The following is a 14,638-nucleotide window of genomic DNA, read 5'->3' on the forward strand; positions in this document are numbered from 1 at the left end:
ATCAGCATCTCAGTCGCTGGCCCAGTCGGGCTGCCGTTTTTCGAGAAAGGCCGCCAGTCCCTCCCTCCCCTCGGCACTGGCGCGCACGCGGGTAATGCGTTGCGCCGTCTCGTCGATCGTCTCGGCGTCGATCGGCTGACCGGCAACGACGCGGATCAACGCCTTGCACTCGGCCTGCGCGCGCGGACCGTTGGCCAGCAGGCTGTCGACGATTTCGAAGATCGCCTCGTCGAGCTGTTCCTCGCCGGGAACGAGCTCGTGCAGCAAGCCGATCCGGTAGGCCTCGGCAGCCGAGAAACGCTCGGCGGTCAGCATGTAGCGGCGGCTGTAGCGCTCGCCGATCGCCGCCAACACGTACGGGCTGATCACCGCCGGAATGATCCCCAGCTTGACTTCGCTCAGCGCAAACACGGCGTCGTAGGTTCCGATGGCGATGTCGCAGGCCGCGATCAGCCCGACCCCGCCACCGTAGGCCGGACCCTGGACGCGGGCGAGCGTCGGTTTCGACAGCTCGTTGAGCGTCGACAGCAACTCGGCGAGCCTCCTGGCGTCGCGCAGATTCTCCTCGGGACTGCAAGCGGCGACGCGCCTCATCCAGTCGAGGTCGGCGCCGGCACAGAAACTCTTGCCGGTAGAGGAGAGGACGACCGCACGAACACGCGCGTCGGCCTCGAGTTCGCGCAGGCCATCGGTGATCTCGGCAATCAGTCGCTCGTCGAAGGCATTGTGCCGCTGCGCCTTGTTCAGCGTCAGTATGCCGACGTTGCCGTCGATTTCGGTCAGTATGGATTGATACTCGCTCATCAGGCTCCCCTACATCCGGAAAATGCCGAACTTCGTTTCTTCGCTGCTCGCGTTCAGCGCCGCCGACAGGCCGAGCCCCACCACCCGGCGAGTGGCTGCAGGGTCGATCACGCCGTCGTCCCAGAGGCGCGCGCTGGCGTAGTAGGGATGACCCTGGCGCTCGTACTGTTCGCGGATCGGTGCCATGAAGGCCGCTTCTTCATCGGTGCTCCACGGCCTGCCGGCGGCTTCGAGTCCGTCGCGGCGCACCGTCGCCAGAACCTTGGCAGCCTGCTCGCCGCCCATCACCGAGATGCGCGCGTTCGGCCACATCCACAGGAAGCGCGGCGAGTAGGCACGGCCGCACATGCCGTAGTTGCCGGCGCCGAACGAACCGCCGATGACCACCGTAAACTTCGGCACCCGGGCGCAGGCGACGGCGGTAACCATCTTGGCGCCGTCGCGGGCAATGCCGCCGTTCTCGTACCTGCGCCCGACCATGAAACCGGTGATGTTCTGCAGGAAGAGCAGCGGAATGTCACGCTGTGCGCAGAGTTCGACGAAATGTGCCGCTTTCAGCGAAGATTCCGAAAACAGGATGCCGTTGTTGGCGACGATTCCCAGCGGATAGCCCCAGAGACGCGCGAAACCGCAGACGATGGTCGTCCCGTAGCGCGCCTTGAACTCGTCGAAATCGGAAGCGTCGACGATGCGCGCGATGATCTCGCGCACGTCGAAAGGCTTTCTCGCGTCGGTCGGGATCACCCCGTAGAGATCCTCGGGCGCGTGCAAGGGTTCGCGCGGCTCGACGAGGTCGAGCGGTGGGCGCTTGCGCCAGTTGAGGTTGCCGACGATGCGGCGGGCAATTGCCAGCGCGTGCGCGTCGTTTTCCGCGTAGTGATCGGCAACGCCCGAAATGCGCGTGTGCACGTCGGCCCCGCCGAGCTCCTCGGCGGTCACCACCTCGCCGGTCGCCGCCTTGACCAGCGGCGGTCCGCCGAGAAAAATCGTTCCCTGTTCCTTGACGATGATCGATTCGTCGGACATTGCCGGCACGTAGGCACCGCCGGCGGTGCACGAGCCCATCACGGCAGCGATCTGCGGAATGCCGGCTGCCGAAAGATTGGCCTGATTGTAGAAAATGCGGCCGAAATGTTCCCTGTCGGGAAAGACTTCGTCCTGCATCGGCAGGAAAGCGCCGCCCGAATCGACCAGATAGATGCAGGGCAAACGGTTCTCGCCGGCAATCTCCTGCGCCCGCAGGTGCTTCTTTACCGTCAGCGGGTAATAGGTGCCGCCCTTTACCGTCGCGTCGTTGGCGACGATGATGCACTCGACACCGTTCACCCGCCCGATGCCGGTGATCAGGGACGCCGCCGGGACCTCGAACGGATGCGCCTCGCCATACATGCCATAGGCGGCCAGTTGCGACAGTTCGAGGAAAGCGGAGCCAGGGTCGATCAGGGCATCGATCCGCTCGCGCGCCAGCAGCTTGCCACGCGCCAGGTGTTTCTGGCGCGCCGCTTCGGGTCCGCCGAGCGCGATCCGGTCGATCGTCGCGCGCAGGTCGGCCACCATCGCCTGCATCGCATCGGCGTTGGCCTGGAAGTCATCGCTGCGCGGATCGAGCCGGCTCTGCAGGACGGGCATCAGAAACCTCCACTGGCCAGCCAGTGCTCGACCTGCGGCAAGCGGTCGACGCCGAAGAAAGGCTCGCCATCGACGATGATGTACGGCGAGCCGAAGACACCCCTGGCAATCGCCGCTTCGCACTCGGCTTTGAGGCGATCCTTGAGCGCCTGCGACTGCAGCGCGGCGGACAATTCATCGCGGTCCGCACCCAGCCGCTCCGCCAGTTCGAGCAACACGCCGAGGTCGGAAACGTCGCTCCCTTCGACGAAGTAGGCACGAAAGACGCTGTGCGCGAAAGTGCGAGCGGCCTGGCAATCGCGGTCATGCCACCAGTAGTAGGCGCGGGCAGCAGCTTGCGTTGCCAGCGGGAACCTGGCGGGATGCGCGTAGGGCACCTGCAGGAAGCGCGCCGAGCGGGCAAAATCGCGCAGCGCGTAGTCGCCCTTGAGCGGCACCTTGGTGAGAACCGGCGCGCCGGTCGCCTGCAGCGCCACGCCCATCAGGAACGGCCGCCACTTGACTTGGCGCTGAAAGCGCGCCGCCAGTTCGTCGATTTTTTCGGAAGCCAGGTAGCCATAGGGGGACGTGAAATCGAAATAGAACTCGATCGGCTGCGGCATGTTGCGTTCTCCTGCTCTGGGTTAAATTTCCTGATCGCTCTCCGGCCGTGGTCTTTCGGCCGGGAACTGCGATCATACCGCTTGCAGGTGACTTCGATGATGGCGACGTGCCGCTTGCACGGTCAGCGGAAGCCGAAAAAATCTCGCATCTTTTCCAGGATGCTCTGGGTGCGCTGCGAAATCTCGGTGGTCGTGCGCATTTCCGGGCTCTCGTGAAAGCGGGTCAACTGCCGCTCGCGGGTCGCCAGGATGCGCGCGACATCCTCGGCGATTTCGGGTCGCGAATGGACCACCTGCTCGAAGACGCCCTTGTCCAGGCGATAGCACTGCGCGTAGCCGCGGGCGACCAGGGTGGCGCGACGCGGCTCGCCGGTCATCATCCCCACCTCGCCGAACACCTCACCCGGCCCCAGTGTGGCGAGGTGACGACGGAGTTCCCCGGGCGCTTCGCTCCACACGTCGACTTCGCCCTCGGCCACGAGGTACAGCGAATCACCCGCCACACCCTGACGGAGAATCACGTCGCCACTGGCAAACGGCGCGTAGGTGAGACCGGCGGCCATGCGCGAGATTTCGTCGTCCCCCAGGCCGGCGAACAGTTCGGCGGATCTGAGGATGGCCTGACGGCGCTGGCCCTCGCGAGCCTGCACCCGAGCGCGGCGCTGCTCGCTATCGACGTCCATGTGCACCGCGTGCTCGGCGATCGCGAATTCGATGCCGGCGCGCTGCAAAGCGGCGAACAGACACATCCTGACGAGCGAATCGGTCGGCGAATCAGGTCCTGCATCGAGCAGCCAATAACGCAGCGCGTAGCGAGCGTAACCGGGACCGAAATCCATCAGTACGCAGCCCGGTTCCGGCTCTCTGGCGACGTTCGGGAGGTCGGCCGCCGTCACTGCCTGCACCGCAAGGTCGACCACCCTTCCGGGCGGGACCGAGCAGTGGACATTGAACCACAGCCAGCGGCGCCATTCGGGACGCTTCTGCGTCGGGCTCGAAATTACGGTGAACGGGTTTTTCATCAGGACACTATTCGGAAACACCACCGTTTCGCCGTCGCGCGTCTCCACTGCCGTGTAGCGCCAGCGGATCTCGGAAATGCGCCCCGACACGCTGCCAATGCTGATCCAGTCGCCGATCTTCAGGGAATTTTCGAGTTGCAGCAGCAGCCCGCCCATCGTGTTGCCCAGCGTGTCCTGCATCGAGAAAGCGACGACCGCGGTCATCAGCGCCGAAGTCGTGACCAGGCTCGCCAAGTCCATGCCGGCAAGGCGCAGGCGCACCAGCACCCAGGCGATGTAGCCGACGAAGATCAGCAGATCTTCGACAATCCGCGGCGTACGCAGGCGAATCAGCGGGAACGCCATGCGGAAAAGGAAAAGTCCGGTCAGATGGATCATGATCAGACCCGAGCCAACGACGAAGATCTCGTGCACAATTTCCGCCCCGGTGGGCAGGTCGAAGGCTGCGAGGAGCGCCGAGACGAACTTGCCAAGCAGGCAGAAGGCGTAGAGTTCCAGCGAGTTGATGATCATCCGACGATCGGCACGCAGGAAACGGAGGAGAACGATCCCCAGCCCGTAGGTGAAACCGAGCGCCCAAGGCAATTCGGGACGCCAGAAATAACGGATGGCAGTTTCCCAGAATCCAGGCATCAGATTGCCTCCACCACAGGCACAGCGGTAGCCGAACGCTGCACCGAAGCAAACGCGGTCAGCCGCGCGGTCGAATCACAGCCGATCGCAGCGTTTTCCGCCATCGGGCGGACTTTCCTCCGGTTCGGCAGGTGCCCTGCCGATCCTCGCATCGCGCTACCTTTCCACACGCAAGGAAAGCGATCCTGCATTTGCTTTCGCCGTGGCCCCCCTGCGCAATCGGTGCGAGTTCCCACCTGAATTCAATTGCACCATTGTCGTTCGCACGGGATGCCATTGTTGTCCCCGTCCAACTTCGTTCCGGGACAATTCCTGAGGAAGAAAGTCGCTTCGGCGCAGGAGGTCATTTGCGAGCAGTGCGTGCGTCCGTCGCACTTGAATTCGGCGGCTTCGGCCTCACGCTTCGGAATGGTCGCCGGTGCCGGCCTCGCATGCGCGGCCTCGACCTCGACCACGCGCTGTCTCTTGTGGAGGCCCTGAAACTTGCTGTAGGCAAACCACACCATCGAGCCAATGACCAACAGGATGATGAGCGCTTTCATGTCGCCGCAGACGCCGGAACGAAGGTATCGCCTGAATGTTCGGCAAGGACGAGAATCGCACCTGAATTCTGGCCGGAAATCCATTTTTCCCGGCGCCGTCGGAGCGGGCCGACGATTCGCGGTGGCAAGCGAGCCGCACCGCACTCTTCTTCGGACGAACCTGCGATCCGCCGGATCAGGGCCACCGCCGCTCAGCTCGGCTTGCGGAAAAGACGGGACGAGGATCTCCGTCGGCCTCGCCTGATCATGCGCCTTACCGCACGCGGCGGTGCAGCAGTCTGCCCCGCATGCGCCGCCCGACTCCTGACAACAGCGCCAGCAGACCGGCAGCGAGCAGGAGCGGGGTATCTGGTTCGGCGATTGCTACCGAATCCGCAAAGGTGAAATCATCGGCCACCCAGTTGCCATTGTATGGATTGCTGTCGAAGCGGTTGATCCGATAACCGGTAATGCCGACCAGTCCGAGGAAGCTGCTGGTATCCATGCGCACCATCGGATCCGGAAGTCCATTGCCAATGTTGTCGTCCGGTGGCGGAAGGTTGCCCGTGTAGGGGAAGGTATCCGGCAAGTTCAGCGTGATCCAGGCGAGATCGCCGGCTCCGCCAAAGGCCGTCACCGTCACGGAACTGGCGCCGCCACCGTAACCGTAGTACTCGTTGCGGCCAAACCATGCCTCCGTCAACACGCTGACAGTGCTGAAAATGAGGTCATTGTTGGGAGTATTGCCGTTGTTGAGGAAATAGTGACCCGAGTGCGGGACGCCAAACGGCGGATTGGGGGAAGGTCCGCCGATACGATACTGATCGCCGGCAATGCGAAAATTGGTAGCGAAGGTGACGCCCTGGAAGGTGTTGCTGCCGCCATTGGCATCGGCGAACGACTGATTGCCATTGGTCGGCCCCAGCGTGGGCAGGTGGTCGAAATCAATGGTGAAGCCCGCTCCCCACGCGGCGTCGAAGAGACAGGAAGCGATTCCGGCGAATAGGGCAATCGCCCTGAAAAACCTGCCAGAGATGTCCATGGCCTTCTCCTTTTCTGCTTGCATGCCGAACGAACTTCCGGCATTCGGAGCGCGAGACGCGCCCGCAGGCTGGCCAACGACTGTGGCCGGCAGTTTCAGACTATAGCACGCGCAGCGGAAATGCGATTTCCCGGGCAGGCGACCAGTCGATACGGCACTCGTTCAGCCGCGCGGCCAGAGCACCATCTGCGTACAACGAAACAGTGCCAGGCGAGGTCCATCTTCGCCGCGCACTTCCGCATCCCATACCTGGGTCGTGCGGCCGCCATGCACCGCGTGCGCTTCACAAAGCAATACTCCTTCGGTCAGTGTGGCGAAAAAATTCGTCTTCAGTTCGACAGTCGTGAACCCATCTGCGCCAGGCGGCAGGTGCGCGATCGTCGCATAGCCGGCACTGGTATCCGCCAAGGCAACGATCGTCGCCGCGTGCAGGAAGCCGTTTGGTGCGCGCATTTCGGGACGGATCACCAGGCGGCTGCGCAAGCGGCCAGGCTCGACGGACAGCACCTCGACGCCGAACCAGCCCGGCAGATGGCCAACGCCGCGGGCATTGAGCGACGCCGCGCCTACTTCCGGGCGGAGCACCCAGCGGCTCATGCTACTCGCCAGCGACAGCGCGACCGATGACCAGGCGCTGGATGTCGTTGGCCCCTTCGTAGATCTGGCAGACGCGGACGTCGCGATAGATCCGCTCCACCGGGAAATCGCTGACGTAACCATAACCGCCTAGGATCTGGATGGCATCCGAACACACTTTCTCGGCCATTTCCGAAGCGAACATCTTGGCCATCGAAGCCTCTTGGAGGCAGGGCTTGCCGGCATCCTTGAAGGTCGCGGCACGCCAGACGAGCAGGCGCGCGGCATCGATCTGGGTGGCCATGTCGGCGAGGCGGAAGCTTACCGCCTGATGTTCGATGATCGGTTTGCCGAAAGTCTGCCGTTCCTTGGCATACTGCACCGCGGCTTCGAACGCGGCACGCGCCATTCCGACCGACTGGGCGGCGATGCCGATGCGCCCCGCCTCGAGATTCGAGAGGGCGATCCGGTAGCCGTCGCCTTCCCTGCCGAGCATGCAGGAAGCGGGAATGCGGCAGTTCTCGAAGAGGATCTGGGCGGTATCCGACGCGCGCTGGCCCATTTTCTCCTCGATGCGGGCGACGATGTAACCGGGCGTTTCGGTCGGCACCAGAAAGCACGAGATGCCCTTCTTGCCGGCGGTCCTGTCGGTGACGGCGAAGACGATCGCCACCTGCGCGTACTTGCCCGTGGTGATGAACTGCTTGACGCCGTTGAGCACGAAACCATCGCCGTCGCGCTCGGCGCGGGTAGTGATCGCCGCCGCGTCGGAGCCGGTGTGCGGCTCGGTAAGGCAGAAGCAGCCGAGCATCTCGCCGCGTGCCATCGGCTTGAGCCAGGTCTCCTTCTGTTCGTCGCTTCCGTATTTCATGGTGATGCCGCAGGCCAGCGAGTTCTGTACGCTGACGATCGTCGACGTCGCGCCATCACCCGCAGCGATTTCTTCGATCACCAGCACCAGCGACATGTAGTCCATGCCGGCGCCGCCCCATCGCTCGGGGACGACCATGCCGAGAGCACCGAGTTCGCCGAGTTCGCGCAGCGCTTCTGCAGGGAAGGTGTGATGGCGATCCCACTCGGCAGAGAAGGGTGCCAGGCGCTCACGCGCAAAATCGCGCAGCGAGTCGCGGATCATTTCCTGTTCCTGTGTCAAGATCATGCCGTCTTCTCCTTGCTGTTGATGCCGGCCGCCAGTCGCGCTCCGGCTCGATTGGTGATGATTACCCCGACGATGACCAGCGCACCACCGGCGAGGACGGCAACCCCCAGCCGCTCGTCGAGCAACAGCGCGCCGAGGAGGACAGCGCTGACCGGGACGAGATTGATGAATACCGCCGAACGCGTCGCGCCGATCCGCTGCACTGCTTCCGCGTACCAGGTGAAGGCGAGCGCGGTGCCAAACATACCGAGAAAAACGACCGCACCCCAGCCGCGCCAGGTGGTCTCCGCCAGCGCGAACAGCGAGCCCTGCAGCAAAGCGGCCGCGGTGAGCATCAGCCAACCGGTGAGGCTGGCACCGAAAGTCATCGCCAGCGGCGACAACGAGCGCGTGCCGCGCCGACCGATGAAAGTATAAACCGCCCAGAGGACGCTGCAGCCGACGATCAGCCATTCGCCAACACCGATCTGACCGGTGAACAGCAAGCGTGGATCGCCGTTGGTCACCACCAGCAGGCAGCCGAACATCGCGAGAACGATCCCGAAGGCCTTGGCCGGCGACATTGCGACGCCAAACAGCAACCAGTCGCCGACTGCCACGACCGCCGGCGTCAATGCCACGACCAGCGCACCGCGGCCCGCTTCGATCATCTTCAGACCGTAGAGAAAACAGAGGTTATAAAGGAAGATGCCACTGGCACCGAGTGCAGCCAGCGTCAGCCACTCCCCCAACGACCAGCGCGGCCAACCCTCGTGGATCACCACCAGGGTGCCGAGAACCAGAGCAGCGAGCAGGAAGCGCCAACTGGCGACCGCCAGCGGCGGCGCTTCGCTGACCGCGACGCGACCGGCGATCCAGGTCGCTCCCCAGACCAGCGCGGTCCCGATCAACTTGAGGTAGGTCGCCGGCGACGCAATCGTCGGCACCCCCGCCACGCTCATCGCAGGCACGCCGTCGACCTTGCCAGGGCCGTATTGCCAGCAGGTAAGGGCAACTTGTCAGGCACGCGCGGTTCCTTCAGGCAACGGTTGGCGAACGCCCAGCGCTTCGAGAGCCTCGATGTACTTCGGCAACAGATCGTCGGAGCAATGCACGGTGAACCCTAGGTCCCGCATCAGACCGTCCTTCAGTCCGTAAATCCAGCCATGAACGGTGACCGGCTGACCGCGCTGCCAGGCGTCCTGAACGACGAAAGTCTGGCAGACGTTGGCCACCTGCTCCAGGACGTTGAGTTCGCACAGCCGATCATGGCGGCGTTCGGGCGGCAACAGGTCGACCGCTGCGACATGTTTGTCGTGCACGTCGCGTACGTGCCGCAGCCAGATGTCGACCAGGCCTACCCGGTCCTTGTCGAGCGCTGCCTTGACACCGCCACAGCCGTAGTGGCCGACGACCATGATGTGTCTGACGCGCAGGACATCCACCGCGAACTGGACCACCGACAGGCAATTGAGGTCGGTATGCACAACGACATTGGCCACATTGCGGTGGACGAACAGCTCGCCCGGCAACAGCCCGACGATCTCGTTGGCCGGCACACGCGAATCCGAACAGCCGATCCACAGGTATTGCGGCGCCTGCAGGCGTGACAGCTTGAGGAAATAATCGGAGTCCATTTCCTGCATGCGACTCGACCACGCGCGGTTGAAGTCGAAGAGGTGAAAAAGGTTTTCGTTGACGACTTCCTCTTCCGACCAGTTTTCCAGATCGAGGGCGAGAAACATCGTGCCTTCGATCGGAGTTTGATAGTAGGCCGGCGTTTCCTTGAAACCCATTTCGCGGTAGAGCTTGACCGCGACGCGCATCGCCGGCAACGTGTCAAGCAGCAGTTTGCGATAGCCGATCTCCTTGGCGGCCTTGATCGCTGCCAGCGTCAGGTCGCGGCCGATTTCGTAGCCACGGTGCCGAGGCTCGACATACAGCCGCTTCAATTCGCAAAGTCCGGAAGAAAACGGACGAACGCCGACACAGCCGGCAGGTTGGCCGTCACGTTCGGCGTAGATCAGGCGCCCACCCGGCGGCGAGTAGGCGCCCGGCAACGAAGCCATCTCTTCGTCGAAATGCTGGAACGAGAGGTCGACGCCGAGCCATGCCGCGTAGTTGCGGAAGAACTGGCGGACGTGCCCGATGGCAAGCGTATCCTCGGCGGTGATCGCGCGTAATGTCTTGGTCATGGTCTTTCAGGGGCGATGAAGAAGCGGGAGAGTGGTGCGACTGCCGGATCATCGATGGCGCACGGAAATCGCCAGGTCGGTCAACGCTGCCGGGAGTCGCATGGTTTCCTTACCGTGTCTCGGCAAACAGTTCCCGCCCGATCAGCATGCGGCGAATTTCGGAGGTGCCGGCACCAATTTCGTAGAGTTTGGCATCGCGCCACAGGCGACCGGCCGGATACTCGTTGACGTAGCCGTTGCCGCCGAGCGTCTGAATCGCCTCACCGGCCATCCAGGTCGCCTTTTCCGCGGCGTAGAGAATGGCCCCGGCAGCGTCCTTGCGCGTCGTCTCGCCGCGATCGCAGGCTTCCGCGACGGCATAGACGTAGGCGCGACAGACGTTGAAGGTCGTATACATGTCGGCGATCTTGCCCTGCATCAACTGGAATTCACCGATCGGCCGGTCGAACTGCTGGCGCTCGTGCACATAGGGCAGCACCAGATCCATCGCCGCGGCCATGATTCCCAGCGGCCCGCCAGCGAGCACCACGCGTTCGTAGTCGAGGCCGCTCATCAGCACACGCACGCCACCGTCAAGCTGGCCGAGGATGTTTTCTGCGGGCACCTCGCAGTCGTCGAAGAACAGGGGATAGGTGTTCGACCCGCGCATGCCGAGCTTGTCGAGCTTGCCGCCGCAGGAGAAGCCCGGCATTCCCTTTTCGACGATGAAGGCGGTAATGCCGCGCGGACCTGCGTTGACATCGGTCTTCGCGTAGACCACCAGCGTGTCGGCGTCGCCGCCGTTGGTGATCCACATCTTGCCGCCGTTGAGGACGAAGCGGTCTCCCCTGCGCTCGGCGCGCAGGCTCATGCCGACCACGTCCGAGCCGGCGCCGGCTTCCGACATGGCGAGCGCACCCACGTGTTCGCCGGAAATCAGCCGGGGCAGGTAGCGCTTCTTCTGCGCCGCGCTGCCGTTGCGCCGGATCTGATTGACGCAGAGATTGGAGTGCGCGCCGTAGGAGAGGGCGACACTCGCCGAAGCGCGCGAGACTTCTTCCATGGCCACGACATGCGCGAGATAGCCGAGTCCGCTGCCGCCGTACTCCTCCTCGGCAGTAACCCCGAGCAAACCGACGTTACCGAGCTTTCGCCAGAGGTCCGCAGGAAATTCGTTGTCGCGATCGATGGCTTCGGCGCGCGGCGCGATCTCGTCTGCGGCAAAAGCGCGAACGCTCGCGCGCAGCATGTCGATGGTTTCACCGTGGGCAAAATTGAGACTCGGGTATTCCATTTTTCTCCTTCCTTGATCAGGCCCTGCCGGAGTGTCTGCCATGCACCACCATGATCGTTTGCTGCATCAACGCGCACAGCGCCTTCCTCCCGTGGTGTACGGCGAATACTTCGGCGCGGGTGACGATCAGCGTTCGCCCATAACGGACCACCGAGCCCTCGGCGATGAGCAACTGTCCCTCTGCCGGCGCCAGCAGGTTGAGCTTGTATTCGACGGTCAGTACGCCTGCTTCGGCCGCTGTCAGCGTACTGGCAGCGTAGCCAGCCGCCGAATCGGCAATCATGCCGACCACGCCGCCGTGCACGTAGCCATTCTGCTGAGTGATTTCCGGCTTGTGCGGCAGGTGAATCTCGGTGTACCCCGCCTCGACCACCGGCATGCTGGCACCGATCAGGGTCATTGCCTTCTGGCTCGCGAAGCTGGCGCGAACGCGTTCGGCAAAATGAGGATCCTGGGTCTTGTGCATCAGCGCGAGTAGAAATCCACGAGGTTGGCCTGGACTGTTCGAGCAGCGGACTGCGCCGGTTCGGAACACGTGTAGAATGGTGCGCGCTCGCAGGGCGGCAGATGCCCGCCGTCGAGCGCAGCCAGTTTATAGAATTCGGCGTTTTTTACAATCGGCCATCGCATGCTGCCAGATTACCCTTTTGCCACGCCACCGGCTGCCGGCGAAATGTTCGAAGTTGCTCCGGGCGTCCGCTGGTTGCGGATGCCGCTTCCTTTCGCGCTGAACCACATCAATCTCTGGCTGCTCGAAGACGACGGCGGCTGGACGATCGTCGATACCGGCTTTGCCCTCGACGCCGTGAAGGAATGCTGGCAAACCGTTCTCTCGCAGCTGGCCGCAACGACGCACGGCGGGCGGATCGTGCGCATCATCGTCACCCATTTCCACCCCGATCATCTCGGGCTCGCCGCCTGGCTGCAGGAATTGAGCGGCGCGCCAGTGTGCATGACGCTTGGAGAATATCTGACCGGGCACGCGGTCTGGCACGAGATCGGGGGCCATGGCAACCAGCCGATGTTGCGCCAGTTCCGCGCGCACGGTCTCGACGCCGAGCGCTGCGCCGCGCTCGAACGCCGTAGCGGCGGCTACAACCGGGGCGTACCGAGCCTGCCGACCCGTTACCAGCGGCTGTTCGCCGGCGACCACCTGGTGATCGGTCGACATCGCTGGCAGGTGCGCGTCGGCTACGGACACTCGCCGGAGCATGCGGCGCTCTACAGCTCCGAGCTGGGAGTGCTCATTTCCGGCGACATGCTGCTGCCCAAGATCTCGACCAACATCAGCGTCTTCGCCGTCACCCCGATGGCCGACTCGCTTGCCGACTACCTGCACTCGATCGACGCCTATCGAGAACTTCCCCCCGAAACGCTGGTGCTGCCGTCACACGGCTTGCCCTTCTACGGTATCGAGGGCCGCGTCGACGCACTGCACGCCCACCACGAAGAACGCCTGCTGGCACTCGAGGAGCGCTGCGGCAATCCACGCACCGCAGCCGATCTGTTGATGGCACTGTTCTCCCGGGATCTCGACACCCATCAAACGATGTTCGCGATGGGGGAAGCGATCGCTCATCTCAACCGGCTAGAACACGCCGGCCGGCTGACACGCAGCGAAGGCGCGGACGGGCTGATCCGTTTCGTGAGAACGCAAAGACCAGCTCCCGAACCGTAAGCGAGCGGATACGCCGCTGCCGCCAGCATGTCGAATGAGCGCCGGCCATCTCCTCCACCGCTTGGCGTAGAATCGTCGCATCATGAGCGCGGTCCATCTTCCCGACTACACCGGCGGCAGCATCGTCAATCTGATGCAGAGCATCGCCACGGCGTGCGGCAGCAGCAAGCGGCAATACGCACCGCTCGCTGCCCTTTCCGCAACCCAGCTCGCCAGGGCGCGTCATATCGTCCTGCTGGTGATCGACGGCCTCGGTCAGCGAACGCTCGCCAGACACACCGCCAGCCCGCATCTGCGACGTCACCTGCTCGGCAGCATGACCTCGGTGTTTCCATCGACCACTGCCAGCGCCATCACCGCCTTCCTCACCGGACTCGCTCCGGCGCAGCACGGCCTCACCGGCTGGCACATGCACATGGAAGAAATCGACCAGACCCTGTCGATCCTGCCCCTGACGCCGCGCATGGGTCCGCCGAAGTTCCTGCCGGGCGACCTGCCGCCACGTCTGTTCGACCACGGATCCCTCTTCCAGAATCTGGATCGCGAATCCTGGGTGGTCGCGCCGCGGAGCATCGTCGATAGCGCCTTCAACGCCTGGCACTCCCGTGCCGCACAGACTCGCGCGTACCGCACGCTGCCCGAGATGTTCGCCTGCCTCAACGAGCTGCTGCAGGATCAGACGACGTCGCGCTACGTCTATGCCTATTATCCGGATCTCGACAGCCTGTCGCACCGCTACGGCACCGACAGCCAGCAGGCGCGGCAGACGCTGACCGCCATCGATACCTTGGTCGGCGGCTTGCTGCGCGACCTGCGGGGCAGCAACACCTGGATCCTGCTCACCGCCGACCACGGTTTCATCGATTCGCCAAACCGGCGGGTGATTCAGCTCGATGACCACCCGCAACTTGCCGCGCTGCTCATGCGCCCGCTCTGCGGCGAACGCCGCCTGGCCTATTGCTATGTCGCAGCGGAAGCGCGGCCGGCGTTCGAGAACTACGTGCGCCGCCACCTGGCGCGCGCCGCCCACCTCTATGCGAGCCACAAGCTGATTGCTGCCGGGTGGTTCGGGCCGCCGCCGTACCATCCGCGTCTGGCGTCCCGGATTGGCGACTACACTCTGGTGATGAAGGACAACTGGACGATCAAGGACTGGTTGCCTGGAGAGAAGCAGTTTGCCATGCTTGGGGTGCACGGTGGCGTCAGCGCCAGCGAAATGCGTGTGCCGCTGGTCGGCATGCTGGTCTAGCGACCGCCGCCGCTTCGAGGACTGGATCCCATTCGTCAGGAGCAGAGCAATGACCAACGACAAGACCGCCCACACCGACCGCGTGATCGCCGACGCCACGCGCGACCGCCTTGCCCGCGAAGCCGGCTATCGCGAACGGGCACTCAAGATCTACCCGTGGATTTGCGGACGGTGTGGCCGCGAATTCACCCACCGGAATCTGCGCGAACTCACGGTTCATCACCGCAACCACAATCACGAAGACAACCCGAGCGACGGCAGCAACTGGGAGCTGCT

15 protein-coding genes are annotated in these 14,638 nt (G+C 63.8%); 3 read left to right on the forward strand and 12 right to left on the reverse strand.

All coding sequences use genetic code 11. The features are described 5' to 3' along the window. Nucleotides 1–9: 9 nt before the first annotated feature. The 12 genes from NFV80_RS03355 to NFV80_RS03410 all read right to left on the reverse strand — a co-directional run bounded on the left by NFV80_RS03355 (nucleotide 10) and on the right by NFV80_RS03410 (nucleotide 11,901). Nucleotides 10–804: an enoyl-CoA hydratase/isomerase family protein gene (locus tag NFV80_RS03355; protein WP_295328275.1), complete on the reverse strand. Its 795-nt coding sequence runs from the start codon at nucleotides 802–804 to the stop codon at nucleotides 10–12. A 9-nt stretch (nucleotides 805–813) separates the two neighbouring features. Then, nucleotides 814–2,433: a carboxyl transferase domain-containing protein gene (locus NFV80_RS03360; RefSeq protein WP_296757838.1), complete on the reverse strand. Its 1,620-nt coding sequence runs from the start codon at nucleotides 2,431–2,433 to the stop codon at nucleotides 814–816. After that, nucleotides 2,433–3,035: a 2-hydroxychromene-2-carboxylate isomerase gene (locus NFV80_RS03365; protein ID WP_295325645.1), complete on the reverse strand. Its 603-nt coding sequence runs from the start codon at nucleotides 3,033–3,035 to the stop codon at nucleotides 2,433–2,435. Before NFV80_RS03365 ends, NFV80_RS03360 begins: the two co-directional genes overlap by 1 nt. A gap of 122 nt (nucleotides 3,036–3,157) precedes the next feature. Continuing rightward, nucleotides 3,158–4,690 carry a mechanosensitive ion channel family protein gene (locus NFV80_RS03370; protein WP_295325648.1) on the reverse strand — a complete coding sequence of 511 codons (1,533 nt, stop codon included), beginning with the start codon at nucleotides 4,688–4,690 and terminating at the stop codon, nucleotides 3,158–3,160. Between the two features lie 242 nt (nucleotides 4,691–4,932). Next, the gene (locus NFV80_RS03375; RefSeq protein WP_295325651.1) at nucleotides 4,933–5,232 is read right to left on the reverse strand and encodes an excalibur calcium-binding domain-containing protein; all 300 of its coding nucleotides are present in this window, start codon (nucleotides 5,230–5,232) and stop codon (nucleotides 4,933–4,935) included. A 253-nt stretch (nucleotides 5,233–5,485) separates the two neighbouring features. Then, nucleotides 5,486–6,253, reverse strand: coding sequence for a hypothetical protein (locus NFV80_RS03380; protein ID WP_295325654.1), 768 nt, complete (start codon nucleotides 6,251–6,253; stop codon nucleotides 5,486–5,488). Nucleotides 6,254–6,415: 162 nt separating this feature from the next. Further along, entirely contained in the window at nucleotides 6,416–6,850 is a 435-nt protein-coding gene (locus NFV80_RS03385; protein WP_295325657.1) for a PaaI family thioesterase, read from the reverse strand. A gap of 1 nt (nucleotide 6,851) precedes the next feature. Further along, nucleotides 6,852–7,988: an acyl-CoA dehydrogenase family protein gene (locus NFV80_RS03390; protein ID WP_295325660.1), complete on the reverse strand. Its 1,137-nt coding sequence runs from the start codon at nucleotides 7,986–7,988 to the stop codon at nucleotides 6,852–6,854. Then, entirely contained in the window at nucleotides 7,985–8,929 is a 945-nt protein-coding gene (locus NFV80_RS03395; RefSeq protein ID WP_296757843.1) for a DMT family transporter, read from the reverse strand. The genes NFV80_RS03390 and NFV80_RS03395 overlap by 4 nt, the downstream gene beginning before the upstream one ends. Nucleotides 8,930–8,986: 57 nt before the next feature. Next, complete coding sequence (gene can / locus NFV80_RS03400; protein WP_295326239.1) at nucleotides 8,987–10,162, reverse strand: carbonate dehydratase; 1,176 nt, start codon at nucleotides 10,160–10,162, stop codon at nucleotides 8,987–8,989. Nucleotides 10,163–10,271: 109 nt separating this feature from the next. After that, the gene (locus NFV80_RS03405; RefSeq protein ID WP_295326241.1) at nucleotides 10,272–11,435 is read right to left on the reverse strand and encodes an isovaleryl-CoA dehydrogenase; all 1,164 of its coding nucleotides are present in this window, start codon (nucleotides 11,433–11,435) and stop codon (nucleotides 10,272–10,274) included. Nucleotides 11,436–11,451: 16 nt separating this feature from the next. Continuing rightward, entirely contained in the window at nucleotides 11,452–11,901 is a 450-nt protein-coding gene (locus NFV80_RS03410; RefSeq protein ID WP_295326243.1) for a PaaI family thioesterase, read from the reverse strand. A gap of 162 nt (nucleotides 11,902–12,063) precedes the next feature. Here NFV80_RS03410 and NFV80_RS03415 point away from each other — a divergent pair, with 162 nt between their 5' ends. The 3 genes from NFV80_RS03415 to NFV80_RS03425 all read left to right on the forward strand — a co-directional run. Continuing rightward, nucleotides 12,064–13,113, forward strand: a complete 1,050-nt coding sequence (locus tag NFV80_RS03415) for an MBL fold metallo-hydrolase (RefSeq protein WP_296757846.1) — start codon at nucleotides 12,064–12,066, stop codon at nucleotides 13,111–13,113. Between the two features lie 82 nt (nucleotides 13,114–13,195). Continuing rightward, complete coding sequence (locus NFV80_RS03420) at nucleotides 13,196–14,362, forward strand: alkaline phosphatase family protein (RefSeq protein ID WP_295326247.1); 1,167 nt, start codon at nucleotides 13,196–13,198, stop codon at nucleotides 14,360–14,362. A 49-nt stretch (nucleotides 14,363–14,411) separates the two neighbouring features. Beyond that, a partial coding sequence (locus tag NFV80_RS03425) for a YajD family HNH nuclease (protein WP_295326249.1) occupies nucleotides 14,412–14,638 on the forward strand: 227 nt, incomplete at its 3' end.

The sequence above is a fragment of the Accumulibacter sp. genome (assembly GCF_023806565.1).
Classification (GTDB): Bacteria; Pseudomonadota; Gammaproteobacteria; order Burkholderiales; family Rhodocyclaceae; genus Accumulibacter.